The 15977-nt window shown below is 34.2% G+C and carries 12 protein-coding genes; 11 read left to right on the plus strand and 1 reads right to left on the minus strand.

Features of this window, described 5'->3' with window-relative positions; genetic code table 11:
- Nucleotides 1-51 precede the first annotated feature (51 nt).
- From NNH57_RS01610 to NNH57_RS01625, 4 genes are read left to right on the plus strand one after another with little or no spacing between them, the layout of a single operon-like run.
- On the plus strand, nucleotides 52-1422 hold the full coding sequence (locus NNH57_RS01610) for a TonB-dependent receptor (protein WP_254504081.1): 1371 nt from the start codon (nucleotides 52-54) through the stop codon (nucleotides 1420-1422).
- Nucleotides 1376-2410, plus strand: a complete 1035-nt coding sequence (locus tag NNH57_RS01615; protein WP_254504084.1) for a TonB-dependent receptor — start codon at nucleotides 1376-1378, stop codon at nucleotides 2408-2410. Before NNH57_RS01610 ends, NNH57_RS01615 begins: the two co-directional genes overlap by 47 nt.
- 44 nt (nucleotides 2411-2454) lie before the next feature.
- A complete protein-coding gene (locus NNH57_RS01620; protein WP_074407929.1) occupies nucleotides 2455-3324 on the plus strand; it encodes an ABC transporter ATP-binding protein in 870 nt (289 codons plus the stop codon).
- A gap of 1 nt (nucleotide 3325) precedes the next feature.
- Entirely contained in the window at nucleotides 3326-6595 is a 3270-nt protein-coding gene (locus tag NNH57_RS01625; protein ID WP_108808543.1) for an ABC transporter permease, read from the plus strand.
- Between the two features lie 23 nt (nucleotides 6596-6618).
- Here the strand turns inward: NNH57_RS01625 and NNH57_RS01630 are convergent, their stop codons facing one another.
- Complete coding sequence (locus tag NNH57_RS01630) at nucleotides 6619-8712, minus strand: thioredoxin domain-containing protein (protein WP_108808544.1); 2094 nt, start codon at nucleotides 8710-8712, stop codon at nucleotides 6619-6621.
- Between the two features lie 236 nt (nucleotides 8713-8948).
- On the opposite strand from NNH57_RS01630, the gene NNH57_RS01635 reads away from it, so the two are divergent.
- From NNH57_RS01635 to NNH57_RS01665, 7 genes are all read left to right on the plus strand, one after another.
- Nucleotides 8949-12245, plus strand: coding sequence for a VCBS repeat-containing protein (locus NNH57_RS01635; protein WP_108808545.1), 3297 nt, complete (start codon nucleotides 8949-8951; stop codon nucleotides 12243-12245).
- A gap of 191 nt (nucleotides 12246-12436) precedes the next feature.
- The gene (locus tag NNH57_RS01640) at nucleotides 12437-13000 is read left to right on the plus strand and encodes a GNAT family N-acetyltransferase (RefSeq protein WP_108808546.1); all 564 of its coding nucleotides are present in this window, start codon (nucleotides 12437-12439) and stop codon (nucleotides 12998-13000) included.
- Between the two features lie 15 nt (nucleotides 13001-13015).
- Complete coding sequence (locus NNH57_RS01645; RefSeq protein ID WP_108808547.1) at nucleotides 13016-13597, plus strand: Crp/Fnr family transcriptional regulator; 582 nt, start codon at nucleotides 13016-13018, stop codon at nucleotides 13595-13597.
- 79 nt (nucleotides 13598-13676) lie between these two features.
- Nucleotides 13677-14207: an NADPH-dependent FMN reductase gene (locus NNH57_RS01650; RefSeq protein WP_108808548.1), complete on the plus strand. Its 531-nt coding sequence runs from the start codon at nucleotides 13677-13679 to the stop codon at nucleotides 14205-14207.
- Nucleotides 14208-14233: 26 nt separating this feature from the next.
- Nucleotides 14234-14647, plus strand: a complete 414-nt coding sequence (locus NNH57_RS01655; protein WP_108808549.1) for a nuclear transport factor 2 family protein — start codon at nucleotides 14234-14236, stop codon at nucleotides 14645-14647.
- 5 nt (nucleotides 14648-14652) lie between these two features.
- On the plus strand, nucleotides 14653-15387 hold the full coding sequence (locus NNH57_RS01660) for a GNAT family N-acetyltransferase (RefSeq protein ID WP_108808550.1): 735 nt from the start codon (nucleotides 14653-14655) through the stop codon (nucleotides 15385-15387).
- A 207-nt stretch (nucleotides 15388-15594) separates the two neighbouring features.
- The gene (locus NNH57_RS01665) at nucleotides 15595-15843 is read left to right on the plus strand and encodes a GlsB/YeaQ/YmgE family stress response membrane protein (RefSeq protein ID WP_074407921.1); all 249 of its coding nucleotides are present in this window, start codon (nucleotides 15595-15597) and stop codon (nucleotides 15841-15843) included.
- The last annotated feature ends 134 nt before the right edge of the window (nucleotides 15844-15977 follow it).

The raw sequence follows: 15977 nt of genomic DNA on the forward strand, positions 1-15977 counted from the left end.
TACATTTACCCATTCAAATATATTATTTAAAGTTATTCTAAATAAATAAAAATGCAAAAAAAACCCCTATCCCTTCACATTTTGTTGCTATTTACGATTATTTCTCAAGCACAATTCTCAATAAAAGGTACCGTAAGCGATGAAATTGGAAATCCCGTTGAAGGTGCTCAGGTATATCTCCTGGGAACTTCAAAGGGAGCATTGACAAATACTCAAGGTAACTACAACATCGTTAATATTGTTTCAAAAACTTATTTTGTCGAAGTAAGCTATCTTGGCTATTTGACAATAACAAAGCAAATAAATCCAGGTAAAGATGAAGAACTTTCTCTTGACTTTGTATTGGTCGAATCATCCAGTAAACTCGACGAGGTAGTGGTTTCGGCAGCCAACCGGAGGCTACAGAACATTCAAAAAACCGAGGCCTCAATATCGGCAATAGGTACAAAAGAAATAGGGCAACTGCAAGTAAAGGAGTTTAACCAGCTGAACAGTATTGCTCCCAATTTTAACACCTATGATGATGGAGGACCGGGTATCTTTACCGTTGTAGCCAGCAGAGGAATATCTACGATAGACGTAAACCCCACAATGGGTGTTTATGTGGATGATGTACCTTACTTTTCTACGTTGGGTTATCCTTTGGCCTTAAGTGATATTGATCAAATTGAAGTATTACGAGGACCACAAGGAACACTTTATGGTCGAAATGCCTTGGCAGGTGTTCTCAAAATTACCACTAAAAGGCCCAAAAATGAATTGTCTGGTTTCGCAACCGTTGGGTTTGGAAACCTAAATTCAAAAGAACTTGCTTTTGCATTAAATACACCTGTTGTTAAGAACAAATTGTTTTTTAGAACCAGCGCCAGGATTACTGAACGTGATGGATTTATTACGAATGAGTTCAATAACAAAGATATGCAAAACAGAAAGGCGGTTGATGCTAATTTCAGATTCAAATATTTTGCCAACGATAAGTTATCTTTGGCTCTTCGTTATAATCTTCAAAGACGAGAATCTGATGCTTATTCTTTTGCTATAGCAACCCCGGATAATTCTTTGCAAGATATTTTACAAAATAGCCTTTATCGAGTAAATTTTGATGCAGACGTATTCCAAGAAGTACTCACTCAGAATTTAGCGTTTAATCTCAAATATGATTTTGATACTTTCGCCATTAATGCTATTACTTCTTTTCAGCATACAAAGCAAGAATCTTTAGATGAATTTGATTATACTCCTTTTGACATTCAATCTGCCGGTCGATTAAGTTATTTTCATAACTTTTCGCAAGAAATCCGATTAAACTCATCGTCAGATACCAACTTTCATTGGGTCGGTGGAGTCTTTTTTTACCAAAATACAGAAGAACGTGATGATGTACGTTTTTTTTGGGACCGATATAGGTTTTGCTGTTCCTGATTATGCACCTTTAGCTCCATTTAGACAAATTGAAGATCCAGAGACCAACAGAAAAGGGATAGCAGTTTTTGGACAGGTAACTTATGATATAACGGATAGATTATCACTTACGGGAGGTTTGCGGGCCGACTATGAAGACGTTAAGGCCAGCGTGACACGTACCTATTCTACTCCAGCGATTGTGGGAAACAGTTTTTCTGATAAAGCAAATTTTAATGCAATTTCTCCTAAAGCGGCTCTAGGATATGATGTGAACGACAATGTGTTTTTATTCGCCAATTTTGCTAAAGGATTTAGACCTGGGGGTATTAATACTTTTGTTTTCAATCCTGAAGATGCTCCTTTTGAGCCTGAAACCTCATTGAATTATGAACTGGGAATAAAGACCAACCTTATAAAGAATCGGTTAAAACTGAACCTTACTGGTTTCTTTATTAATTACAAAGATCAGCAAGTTTTTACAGTACTGGATTTAGCAAATTTCGTCATCGGGACTGATAATATTGGGGAATCCAGAAGTTATGGATTGGAATTGGAAAGTAAGTGGGTTGCTGCACGTGGATTGGATTTTACCTTGAATTTGGGTTATTTGAATACTGAAATAACAAAGTACAACCCCATCGATTTTAATACAGGAACAACATTGGATTATTCTGGCAATGATTTACCTCTAGCTGCAGAATTCAACGGGAATCTCAATATTAATTATAAATTCCCACTAAACAAGAAATTCAATTTAGAAACCAGTGTTGACTACAATTACCAATCTGAGTTCTTCTTTTCGGTGGACAATGATATTTTGCAAGATGCCTATGGTTTATTGAATGGAAGGATAGGAATTACTTCTAAAAACTTAGATCTTTTCTTTTGGAGTAAAAACATTACAGATGAGGCATACTATAGCTACGGTTATGGTGTTGGAGGGTTCAATGCTGCTTCCTTTGGTCTTCCCCAAACTTATGGAGCAACTCTGACTGCTAAATTATAAAGAATTACTATGAAGAATGTTTCAATAACAAAAAAACACTAAAAATGAAATTGGAAATTCAAAACCTCTCAAAAACATACTCGAATGGAGTACAAGCATTAAAAAATGTATCTCTTACTATTGAAAAGGGTATGTTTGGTTTATTGGGTCAAAATGGAGCCGGTAAGTCTACCTTAATGCGTACTATAGCCACTTTACAGGATCCGGATACTGGTGAAATTGAATTTAACGGCATAAATGTTCTTAAAAAGCCCGAAGAGCTCAGAAAAATATTAGGTTATTTGCCTCAGGAATTTGGAGTATACCCTAATGTTACTGCTGAAGAACTATTAATTCATATTGCCGATATGAAAGGCATAGTGCATAAAGGTGAACGAAAAGACACGGTAGAAGCACTACTTCACAAGGTAAACCTTTATGATGTAAGGAAGAAAAAGCTTGACGGTTACTCAGGTGGTATGAAGCAACGATTTGGTATTGCTCAAGCCTTGTTGGGTAATCCGCAACTTATTATTGTAGACGAACCTACTGCTGGTTTGGATCCCATGGAGCGGAATCGCTTTTACAATCTTCTTTCAGAGTTAGGTGAAAATGCAGTAGTGATTCTTTCTACACATATTGTAGAAGATGTTAGTACGCTCTGTGAGGATATGGCCATTATTGGTGGTGGAAAGGTTATGCTCACGGGCAAACCCAATGAAATTGAAGAAGCTATGCGTGATAAGTTGTATGAGGTTCCAATCCACAAGGAGGAACTCGCTGAATATCAAGAAAAATACAAAGTCATATCACAACGTTTCTTTGCAGGAAGATTGATGATTACAGTAATGGCAGATGATATTCCTTCAGGTGAATTTGATGCTAAAGCTCCTTCTTTGGAAGATGCCTATTTTAAAATTTTAAGCGAAAATTAAGATGAAAACAATACTTTCAATCATAAAAAACGAGCTCAAACAACGTTTGTTTAGTTGGGTTACACTAATTTTCTTTTTGATGCTTGTTTTCCAGGGTATTTGGTATACCAAAGGTACCTTTGACTATTTTTCGAATGATGGAGTACTGATGAATTCTCCCAGTATTTTCTATCGTAACTATGCAGGTATGGGTATGTTGATGATTATCATCATAGCTGTTGCTACTGGTGGAGTACTATATAAGGAGATACAATATAAATCTGCTCAATGGACTTATGCATTGCCAATTAAGGATAAGCATTTTTTTCTGGGTAGGTTTATTGCAGCATATCTATATCTAATTGTGATTAGTACAGGGATGATCGTAGGCCATTTGTTGGTGCCATTTTCCGGTATCGGCGAAGCAAACCGTTTTGGTTCTACACCATGGGGGCAGTTGTTTCATGGTTGGCTCATGTTTACTATACCCAACTTGTTTTTCTATGTGTCACTTGTCTTTTTTTCCATTGTATTTACAAGACGAATAGCTACAAGTTATCTGGCCGTCTTTGTGGTGGTTATCATATTTTTGATTGCGCAAACCTCTTTTGAAACAGGAGGAGGGGATAACTTACTTGCTTATATATTGGCGGATTCAGGGGGGTACGTAGCTGCTCAACATTATACAGACATGTTGAGTACGACACAAAAAAATATAGATTATTTCCAGCTTACCGGATATATTTTACAGAATAGAATTCTTTGGATAGGCATAGCTCTTTTACTTTTAATAGTTTCATATTTTAAATTCTCATTTAAGTATTTCATAAAAGCAGGGACTAATAAATCGAAAAAAATAAGGGAGGAAAATAAAACCTTTTTTACGACGCGATCGGTACAGTTACCAAAAGTTACAAAGCAATTTCGTATTCCAAACTTTCTTAAAAAGCTATGGTCTTTATCAAAACTAGAGTTCTTGAATATTGTTCGTCCTACCTCATTCAAAATCATCTTAGGAATTATTCTATTAATGGTCTTTTTACAGAATGTAACCTGGAATGCCACTTATTATATAGGTAATGAACTCCCAATAAGTAGTAATATGACTTATTTCCGTATGCAATGGGGAGTGTTTGTCAATATGTTAATCATGATTTGGGCTGGGGAATTATTTTTTAAAGATAAAACAGTTAACATTTGGCAGATTACAGATTCTTTACCTGTTCCAGTATGGGTAACTCAACTTTCGCGTTTTGCTGCTGTAATTGGCCTTTCTTTTGTGTTAAGTGTAAGCTTTATCCTGATCTCAATATTCACTCAGATATTATTGGGTGGCGCATCTTATATTGATTTAGGGCGATTTATCGAAGATATTCTGCTATACAGATGGGCATTCCTTAATTTTGTATTATGGTCATCCCTTGTGTTCTTTGTTGGAGCTTTAAGTAGTCAACGCATTCTTACTCATATATTATGTGCCGGATTATTTTTCTTCTTGATTATTTCGTATGAATTAGGCATCTTGGTAGATTTACGAGTTGGTTTTGGTTTTACGCCAGGGGTGGAAGATTATTCTGAGATGAGTGGTTATGGTATATTTCAGCCAGCTGCCAATTGGTTTTTCTTTCTTTGGTTGGCATTAGCAACAACTATGATTATGGCAGGGATTTGGTTGTGGAAACGTGGTTCGGATAAAAAATGGATCAACAGGATTTCCTTTAAAAATATGCAACTGAGTCATTTTTCTAAGGTAACCATGATTGCATGTTTTGGTCTATTCTTGGCTTTAATGTCATTTATAAACAAAAATGTTTACGACATAGGGAACTTTACCCCAGAAGCCGAGGAGGAACGCTTAGATGCCGAGTATGAAAAAAAATATAAGTATTTAGAAACACGCCCTCAGCCAATATATGAGACGGTTGATTTGAAAATTGACTTTTTCCCTTCAGAAAGAAGGGCTTCTTATTTGGCCGATATAGTCCTTACCAACAAAACAAATGTAGATACGATTTTCTTAAACTGTAAGGATTTTGCCATGGTAAAAAGTCTAATTATCAAAGGGCAAGAGTTAAAACCTATAAAGAAGGATGAAGATCAAAATATCACTGCGTATCTTATTCCACAAGCTATGCGTACCGACAGCCTTTTACAATTTAAACTGAAAGGAGTTAAGAAATATGAAGGCTTTACACAAAGTGATTTTCAAGCTGATCTTACCTATAAAGGAAGTTTTGGGAGTGTTCAAGATTATTTACCAGTTATCGGTTATGATAGTGATAAAGAACTATTGGAGAACCGTAAGCGCGAAGAACAAAATCTTAATAAACTGAGTTCAAGAATGCCATTGATAAATGACTCTTTGGGTCTTCAGCAGAATGCTTTTTCAACAGATGCGAATCTGGTTAAAGGAAGCATTACGATCAGTACAGAAAAAGGACAAATTCCATTTACAGCAGGTGAATTGCAAAAAAGAGAGACAAATGGTGATCGTACCATTGCTTATTACAACATCAATACACCTCAGATATTCAACTGGCATTTGGGTTCTTCAGACTATTCAATCAAAAAAGGTGTAGCTAATAATATAAAGTATACTATTCTATATAAACCTTCACATACGTTCAATATAGAATTGTACCAAGATGCTATCAAAAAAGCAATTGCCTATATGCAAAAAAAGTTTGGAATAAATGCTGTAGCAGATAAACTCCAATTAGTCGAAATACATCGCTGGCAAGATCCTAGCTACAATTTTGCTAATACAATTGTTCTTTCAGAAAAAGAAGGATGGGTTGCAGATACAAAAGGTTTACAGGAGAAAGCCTATATTCTTCAAACTATAGGAAGTGGATTGGCAAGTTTATGGGTACAAAGAAACTTGTCTGTTGCTAATGTGCAAGGAGCTGATATGCTAATCAAGGCATTGCCCGAATCCATTGGATTACAATTTGTGAAAGAGTCTTTGGGAGAAGAAGCATTACAACTTCTTGTAAAAAAGAAAAAGGACAAATATGGTAAAGACAGGAACAATGAACCTAATTCCGAACCCTCATTGCTCTACGCTGACGGTACGGAATATCTTGAAGTTAATAAAGGGGCGACAGCGATACTCACATTGATGGAAACTATCAGAATCCAAAAGTTCAATTCGACTTTGGTGCAATGGGTAAATGAAAATAGATGGGAGCCCAAGAGGTTTGTTGATTTCTATTTACGATTATTGAATGAAGTACCAGTTTCTGAAAAAGAGCGTATAAAGCAGTTGTTTGAGATTGTAGATAAAGTTTAAAAAATATAGAAGATGCTTTTATGTTATAATTGTTTAAGAGCCTGCTCTATACTCTGAACAGGAAGTTTGCATGCTCCTTGTTGGCAGACATATATAAAAGTTGCATCTTCTATATACTTATTTTTAAATACTGGTAGTGTGCTTTCTTGGGTACTCCCCACAACAATAGCGTTTGGGATATAATACGAATTAAAAGTATTTGCTATAGAATCTGCTTTTTCCCCTACAATTACAATCTCATAAAAAGGATAAACAGTGTGAAGCTGCAAAGCACTCCATTTAGAAAAATCTTTTGCGTTATCGGTTAGATAATCTGCCATAGAAGATAACATCTGCTTCGACTTTTCTGTAAGCTGGTTATCATAGTTTAGAATACCAAGTTTTTTTAAATTATGTGCCATAACCGCATTTGGTGATGGTATTACTCCATCATCAACTTTAATTAATGTAGAGATCAATTTACTTTCTTTGGTATACTTATACATCTTAGTCACCGAATCTGTATAATGTGTAGTTGCAATTGTATGTAACGTATTTGCGCGATCCAGGTATTTTGTTTCCAGGGTTACACTATATAAATTGATAGTGGCATCAATAAGTAAGGCATAATCTTCTATAAAACCTTCTTGCTGCTTATCACCTTTTTTATAAGTATGAACCAGAAAATTATTGTTGGTATTATTGGTATCAATAACATCGTAAAGTGCGATAGCTTTGGTAAGGTATTCTTTATTCCCAAAAGTTTTGTATGCATCAATAAATCCATTAATCAGTAAGGCATTCCATGAAGTAATTACTTTATCATCAATAGCAGGGGATACTCTTTTCTGTCTTTCTTTAAAGAGTAATTCTTGCCATTTAGCTTTTAGGAGTACTAACTTCTCTGGTAAGATATCATTTTGAGCACTAAACATACTATCATTAGAAGATTGTTGTATACTAAAAGAAGCTTCTTTTTCCGAATCTTCAGAAGTTCCTAAATCATAATATGTAGAAAAAAGAGAATACTCTTCTTTTAAAATATGTTGTAACTCTTCTTCTTTCCATTGATAATAACCACCTTCTTTTCCTTCACTATCTGCATCTATCGCCGAGTGATATCCCCCATTTTGACCTTTCATTTCACGTTCTAAAAAAGTAATGGTCTCTTCTACTATAGTTTTATATTGTGCTTTTTTATAAACTTTATATGCTTTAGAATAGAGACTAATTAGTTGTGCATTGGTATAAAGCATTTTTTCAAAATGAGGAACTTTCCAATATGGATCGGTACTGTATCTAAAAAAGCCTCCACCAACATGATCATAAATGCCTCCCGATGCGATATTGTCTAAAGTATTTTCAACATGTCTTTTAACAGTGTCGTTATGTGTTAGTTCGGTATAATCCATAAGAAAATCCAAACTATGAGGTTTGATAAATTTTTGATTCCCGAGATCTCCTCCCCATTTGAGGTCCCAATTTTTTTGCCAATTGTTCACACTTAGATCAAGAGCATCTTTAGTTAAATGGGTATCATCATTTTTGGGTTCGATTACATTGGTAGCATGTATTCCCGACGAAATTTTATCGGCATAATCTGTCAGTTTTTCAGGATCGGTTTGATATAAATCGATGATTTTATTCAGCACTTCTTTCCATTGTTCATTGGTATGATAAGTGCCTCCATATACAGGTTTTCCATTCGGAAGAAGAATAACATTAAGAGGCCATCCACCACTACCTTGCATTAATTGTACAGCAGTCATATAAACATGATCCAGATCCGGACGTTCTTCTCTATCTACTTTAATATTTATAAAACGCTCATTCATTATCCGAGCGATATTTTCATCTGCAAAGGTTTCTTTTTCCATGACATGACACCAATGGCAAGAAGAATACCCGATACTTACAATCAATAATTTATTGGTTTTTACAGCCTCTTCAAGAGTGCTATCACTCCAGGGTCTCCAATCTACAGGATTATGTGCATGTTGTAATAAATAAGGGCTTGTTTCATTAATCAAGCTATTGGTATATGCATGATCACTTTTTGATGAAGTATCCTTACAACTAAAAATAACCAGTAGTATAATAAAAAAAATAAATTTTAGAATTCGAGAAGTATTTAACATTTCGTTACAAAAAGGTATATTTAAAGCAAAGTACAATAATTTGTATAATATCCCTAAATACGATGCTCAGAGGTTTATTTATACTAAGAAATGTATAATGTAAGGCTATCATTTGAATAAATTAATTCAAGTCGTTTGTCTATAAAAACATGCTGTTTAGAGGATAAGTTTACAATAAAAAAAAATGTTCCTTATTTTCAAATTTCCTCAAAAAAGGAAGATCTAATTTTTAGAATATGATGCAGAATATAGTTTACCTCATAGTACTGGTTTTGATTTTTTCGGGTTGTTCAAAAGATCAGAAAGAAAGTAATACTGTAGTAGAAAAAAAACAGAATACAACACTATTTGAAAAAGTTTCAGAAACTCATAGTACTATAAATTTTAAGAATAAGATCGAAGAAACATTATATTTTAATTTTCTTAATTATTCATATATCTATAATGGTGGAGGAGTAGCTGTAGGAGATATCAATAATGATGGATTAGAAGATATATATTTTAGTTCTAATCAAGGCACTAATAAACTTTACCTTAATAAAGGTGATTTTGTTTTTGATGATATCACAAAAAATGCAGGAGTTACAGATCAGGAAGGTTGGTCTACCGGCGTTTCTATGATAGATATTAATGCCGATGGTTGGTTAGATATTTATGTATGTAAATCAGGAGCGCTTAAAGATGAGGGTAAAAGAAAGAATAAACTGTATATCAACCAGAAAAATGGAACTTTTATAGAGCAAGCTGATCAATATGGTTTGGCATCCAGTGCTTTTTCGACTCAGGCTTATTATTTGGATTTTGATAAAGATGGAGATTTGGATATATACCTCTTAAATCACAGACCAGATTTTAATAATAATGTAACAATAGATCCAAGAATCCAATTTAATTATCTTCCCGAAAGTAGCGACCAGCTTTTTGAAAATAACGGAGGAAAGTTTACCGATATTACTCAAAAATCAGGATTGTTAAATAAAGCCTGGGGACTTAGTACATCTATTGGCGATTTTAATGAAGACGACTGGCCCGATGTTTATGTAGCTAATGATTTTTTAGAATCTGATTTTCTTTATATCAATAATCATGATGGCACATTTACCAATACCATTCTTAGTACGTTTGATCATATCACCGCAAATAGTATGGGATCTGATTTTGCTGATATTAATAATGATCTAAAACCTGATCTGGTGGTTTTAGATATGTTGTCTGATGATCATAAAAGGGGTAAAGAAAATATGGCATCGATGAGTACAGAAAATTTCAATGAGTTGGTTAATGCGGGGTATCATCATCAATATATGTCTAATGCATTACAGCTCAATCTGGGGAATGGCGTATTTAGTGAAATAGGGCAGCTGTCTGGGATTTCTAATACAGATTGGAGCTGGGCTCCAGTATTGGCAGATTTTGACAATGATGGATTTAATGACCTTTTTGTGACTAATGGTATCCTTCATGATCTTTCTAACCAGGATTTTAGAAATCGAATGAAGACTAATATTCGTAATCGAAAAAAAGTAACATTAGATGAAGCAATTGGTATGATGCCTTCTAGTAAATTAAGTAACAAAATGTTTCTTAATAATAAGGATTTAACATTTTTACCCGTTACCAAAGAATGGGGATTACAGGAAAAAGTAAATTCTAACGGAGTTGCCTATGCCGATCTTGATAATGATGGAGATCTCGATCTCATCCTTAACAATCAGATGGAAACTGCCAGTATCTATAAAAATAATCAGGATAATAATTATATATCGGTTGCACTTTCTGGTAGTGATAAAAACCCCAATGGTATTGGTGCAAAAGTTAATATCTATACCAAAGACCAACAACAATCAAAAATACACTATCCTGTGAGAGGATTTCAATCTTCTGTAAGTCAACGAATACATTTTGGATTAGGAGATATAACCATAGTAGATAGCATACAGGTACAATGGCCTCAAGGAGCATATACTACACTTCAGGATATAAAAGGGAATCAATTGCTCGAGATCAATCAAAAAGATGCACAGTCAACTACAGAGAAAACTAAAAAGCAACATACAAATATCTCAACTGTGATTGATGCTTCTCAATTTGGGATTCAGTATAAAAATACCGAACGTAATTTTGATGATTACAAACTTCAATTATTATTACCGCATAAACAAAGCGAAAAAGGGAGAGCTCTTACTGTTGGTGATGTAAATAACGATGGAAAAGAGGATTTCTTTGTGGGGAATGCCAAAGGAGCACCTGCAGCAATCTATATTCAGAAAGAAGATGGAGCTTTTAGAGCGTCTAGTATTTCCGTTTTTCAGAATGATAAAGAATTTGAAGACAATCAGGCATTATTTTTTGATATAGATAATGATGGAGATCAGGATTTGTATGTAGCAAGCGGAAGTTATGAGGATCAGGAAAATAGTGACTGGCTTATCGATAGAGTATATACAAATGATGGAAAAGGTAATTTTACCAGAGATACTACCTTTCCTAAGATCAAATCGATATCTTCTGCCATAGCGACATCTGATGTTGATCAGGATGGGGATCTAGACCTTTTTATTGGTGGTGGAGTAATCCCGGGTAAATACCCAATGTCATCACCTTCATATATATTAAGAAATGATCAAGGAAATTTTGTGAAGGTAACTCATAAAATGATCAAAGGACAGGAACAGCTAAACATGGTAAATGGTGCTGTTTTTTCTGATTATGATAAGGATGGAGACGAAGACCTTTTGGTAATCGGAGAGTGGATGCCAATTACCATTTTTAATAACAATAATGGAGTATTGATTAAAAAAGATATAGACGCATTACAACATACTTCTGGATGGTATTTTACGATACACCCTACAGATATTGATAGTGATGGGGATATAGATTATTTAATAGGAAACATGGGCCAGAATACTAAGTTTCACCCTACAAAAGACAAACCACTACACATTTACACCAAAGATTTTGATCAAAACCAAAGCCTGGATATTATATTGAGTAAAGAATCCAAAACAGGATTACTATTGCCTGTAAGGGGGAAACAATGCTCCTCTGAGCAATTACCCATGTTAAAGAATAAGTTTAAAACCTACGGGGAGTTTGCAAACGCGTCACTGTCTGATATTTATGGAGATCAGGACTTGAAAGAAGCAACTCATTACATGGCTAAGGATTTTAATACCGTTATCTTGATTAATGATGGAAAAGGAAATTTTAACATAACATCATTACCAGTACAAGCTCAATTTGGGCCAACTACAGATTTTGTCGTCGAAGATTTCAATAAGGACGGAGTAAATGACATTTTTGGAGTAGGCTCTTTATATGAAGCCGAAGTAGAAACGATACGCTATGATGCCAATAAAGGATATTTCTTACATAGAAACCAGGAAAAGACTCTACGTTTTTCTGCAACATTACCGGCACTACACGGGCTAGAAATAAAAGCTGCAGAACGTATAAGGATCGGTGACAAAAAATATGTTCTTATGCAATGTAAAAATACAGGATTAAAATTATTACCGATAGATTTTTAAACTCTGATATCATACCAAACACTTACCATATCTGCAAAATTTGATGGAGCGATTTAGCATTCAAATCTAGATTCATTTTATATTGTAAACATAAAAGATTACCTACCTTAGTTATTTGGATAAAAAATATAGGTACCAAGGTAAGCATACCTAAATAATGATGTAGTATTCTTTAGTAAAATAGTATAGAAATGATGAGAACACGTATAGGGGTAGTAACCGATATCAAAGGAATTCTTTCCCTTCAGGAAAAGAACTTGTTTAGCAATTTAAACGAAAAAGAACGAGAAACAGGTTTTGTAACCACCCCATTTACCACTAATCAAATTGAAGAAATCATAAAACAAAACGGAATTTTTATTGCAGAAAATGATGATAATGTAGTTGTAGCGTATGCTTTTGCAGGAAATTGGAAATATTTTGAGCAGTGGGAGATTTTTAATGTGATGATCTCTCGTTTTCCGAAATTATCATTTGATAGACGTCAAATTTCAACAGAAAACAGCTTTCAATACGGGCCGGTTTGTATCGATAAGGAGTATCGGGGCAAAGGATTGCTAAATTTGATTTTTGAAGAAATGAGAGTCGAATTTGTGAAAAAATATCCGATTAGTATAACATTCATAAATAAAGTAAATGTTATTTCTGAAAAAGCACATACTAAGAAATTAGGTTGGAAAATAATAGACGAATTCGAATTTAATAACAATACTTATATTGGGCTCGCTTTTGACATGAAAAAATCGGTGTTGTAAACCTATAGAGCAAACATGGATCCAATTGATACATTAATACAACATTTTAGAGAGCGTATTGTCCTCACAGATCACGATGCACGTTGCGTTGGTGAATGTTTTCATATAGAAACTTTAAAAAAGAAAGAAATTCTGTTGCATACGGGAGAGGTTTCTTCGCATATGAGATATATCGCAGAAGGATGCCTAAGAAGTTACTATATGGATGAGGAAGCACGAGAACATATCATTCAATTCGGAATAGAAGGCTGGTGGGTTAATGATCTGTATAGTTACCTTACTAGAACTCCGGCCAAACAATTTATCCAGGCATTAGAACACAGTGTAATACTTCAGATTCATCGGGATACATTAAATCAATTATATGATCAGGTACCGGCAATAGAACGTTTTTTTAGGTTTAAGTTTGAAAATGCCTACGTTGCTATACAAGATCGTACACTCAATACTTTAAGTAAAACGGCAGAAGAACGATATTTTGAGTTTCGTTCAAAATATAGAGATATCGAACAACGCGTACCACAATATATGATTGCTTCATATTTAGGAATGACTCCCGAGTTTTTAAGCGCACTAAGAAAAAAAACGACAACATAAGTGTTTCTTAAGATACCTTAAGATTTTTAATATCAAATAGCAGTTAGTTTGTACCATAATAATTTTAAAAGTGGTACAAATGAAAAAAATCCTTGCCTTTTCAGGAAGTAACAATCCTAAGTCGATCAATCAACAATTATTGCTTGCTGCAATCAATAAAATCGATGAGCATAATAATGTACATCTCATACAATTATCAGAATATACAGCTCCTATATATAGTCCGGTTATTGAGGAGAAGGGCATTCCGAAACCTATAAAAGAACTTTTTCAACTGTTTACAGAAGCAGATGGATTTATGATTGCTTCGCCAGAGCACAACGGACTTCCTTCGTCCTTTTTTAAAAACATAATAGATTGGCTTTCGAGAATCGATCAACGATTTTTTGGAGACAAACCTGTAGTCTTAATGAGCACTTCTCCTGGAGTAACAGGAGGAGCATCTCATCTTCAGGTTTTAGAAAAACTCTTTCCAAGATGGGGTGGAAACATATGTGGCATGTATTCTCTGGGAGATTTTAATAACAAGTTTGATATAGACAATTCGTCTATCCAAGATCCATCAGAGAACACAAAACTAGATAAAGCGATTACTACATTAATGCAATAAATATTCACTATATAAAAACGAAAAAAATGAAAAATTCAGAAAACAGTAGCACAGTAGTACATGATTATTTTAACGCCTTTCAAAATGGCAATATGGATAAAGTATTAGATTTGTTTCACGAAAATTGCCTGATCGTAAGTGTACGTGACGAAGAACGTAAAAAAAACCAGCTTCATGGTACATATAGAACCAAAGAAGAAGCAAAGCAATTTATTGCCAACATAATTAATTCCTTTACAACCAAAGAGTTTAGTGTAGAAAGGGTAATTGCTGAAGGAAATGTTGTTTTTGCAAATGGAAAATTTTCACACGAAGTAAAAGCAACTGGTAAATTATTCATGAGTGACTGGGCTCAGGTAAGCATAATTGAAGATGGAAAAATTAAAGAATATAGATTTTATGAAGATTCGGCAGCTTTTGTAAAAACTTCTCAAAACTAAGTTTTATGAACAAGATCATAATAAACCACCTTTTCGAATTCTGGGGATATATAGGAACACAGGGAGGCTTTTTTAATAAAGGAGAGGGGTATGTCTATACTAAACCCGAAAAAAACTCCTGGCCCAATAAAATTTTTGAGATAGATCCAGAGATCGTAAATCTGGAGCAACTTCATAAACAAATGAAGAATGGAGCTTTACCAAAATCATTAGGAGTAGCTGAAAATGAAAATGTAGAAAAACAATTACTACAGTGCAATTTTGAACAGCAATCAGTGGTAAAAGCAATGTTTTTGGAAACTTCTAAACATACAGCACCTTTAGATGATTTTGCTACGATAGAACCTGTTGATGATGATAACAAGGCAATAGTATTCGCAAGAGTTTCGTCAAACTCATTTGGGTATCAAATACTCCCCGAGACCATAGTTTCATTAGTTAAACACCAAAAAAACATGCATCTTTTTTTAGGTAAACATAAAGATGAATATGTAAGTTGCGGAATTATATATCACGATAAAAATGGATGTTCTGGGATACATATGATAGGAACACTACCAGAATATAGAGGAATGGGATTAGGTAAGATTATGACCAACAAGCTATTGTTTGAGGCTTACCAAAATCTAAGTGATATCGTTCTTTTGGTAGCATCTACATCTGGTGAGAGAATTTATTCTAAAATAGGATTTATAACCGATAGAACACTAAAGAGCTATACTGTTAAGACATCTACATAACTATAATTTTGCAGTGTTGCGAATCATTTTTACGCCTCTAAGTCATTGATAATCTTTGATGTGATTGATAGTGAAATAGCATTTAAAACAAAGTGTGTCAATACGAAGAAGTCGACCATATGATAGTGTTGAAATGTTAACCACATCTTAATAAGTTCGTATTTTTTTAATATATTAACACTTTATTAATAATTTAAAACTAACAATATGGAAATAATTGTAACCATTATTATTGGAGCAGTAGCAGGTTGGCTAGGAGGTACCATTTATAAAGGTGGTGGCTTAGGTCTCATCGGAAATATTATAGTTGGAATCGTCGGTAGTTACGTAGGATACTGGCTTTTGGGAAGATTGGGAATTAGCCTGGGTACCGGTTGGATCGGTGCAATACTTACTGGGGCTATCGGAGCGATAATCATTCTGTTCTTGCTCAATCTAATATTTAAAAAACGGTAATCAATATACTTACTATAGTCATATAGATGTTTTATCGATATGAGAGTAAGATTTCGATTCTTATCATAATACAAAAAGCTACCTATCTGGTAGCTTTTTGCTTTTATATCAATAAGAAGGTTTGATGGTTTCTA

It is taken from the genome of Aquimarina spinulae, assembly GCF_943373825.1.
GTDB lineage: Bacteria > Bacteroidota > Bacteroidia > Flavobacteriales > Flavobacteriaceae > Aquimarina > Aquimarina spinulae.

What these genes read in the sequence shown, in the direction of transcription:
- NNH57_RS01625 (WP_108808543.1), top strand. Translation starts at nt 3,326, where the DNA reads ATGAAAACAATACTTTCAATCATAAAAAACGAGCTCAAACAACGTTTG.
- NNH57_RS01640 (WP_108808546.1), top strand. Translation starts at nt 12,437, where the DNA reads ATGATGAGAACACGTATAGGGGTAGTAACCGATATCAAAGGAATTCTT.
- NNH57_RS01650 (WP_108808548.1), top strand. Translation starts at nt 13,677, where the DNA reads ATGAAAAAAATCCTTGCCTTTTCAGGAAGTAACAATCCTAAGTCGATC.
- NNH57_RS01610 (WP_254504081.1), top strand. Translation starts at nt 52, where the DNA reads ATGCAAAAAAAACCCCTATCCCTTCACATTTTGTTGCTATTTACGATT.
- NNH57_RS01615 (WP_254504084.1), top strand. Translation starts at nt 1,376, where the DNA reads ATGATGTACGTTTTTTTTGGGACCGATATAGGTTTTGCTGTTCCTGAT.
- NNH57_RS01665 (WP_074407921.1), top strand. Translation starts at nt 15,595, where the DNA reads ATGGAAATAATTGTAACCATTATTATTGGAGCAGTAGCAGGTTGGCTA.
- NNH57_RS01635 (WP_108808545.1), top strand. Translation starts at nt 8,949, where the DNA reads ATGATGCAGAATATAGTTTACCTCATAGTACTGGTTTTGATTTTTTCG.
- NNH57_RS01660 (WP_108808550.1), top strand. Translation starts at nt 14,653, where the DNA reads ATGAACAAGATCATAATAAACCACCTTTTCGAATTCTGGGGATATATA.
- NNH57_RS01655 (WP_108808549.1), top strand. Translation starts at nt 14,234, where the DNA reads ATGAAAAATTCAGAAAACAGTAGCACAGTAGTACATGATTATTTTAAC.
- NNH57_RS01620 (WP_074407929.1), top strand. Translation starts at nt 2,455, where the DNA reads ATGAAATTGGAAATTCAAAACCTCTCAAAAACATACTCGAATGGAGTA.
- NNH57_RS01645 (WP_108808547.1), top strand. Translation starts at nt 13,016, where the DNA reads ATGGATCCAATTGATACATTAATACAACATTTTAGAGAGCGTATTGTC.
- NNH57_RS01630 (WP_108808544.1), bottom strand. Translation starts at nt 8,712, where the DNA reads ATGTTAAATACTTCTCGAATTCTAAAATTTATTTTTTTTATTATACTA.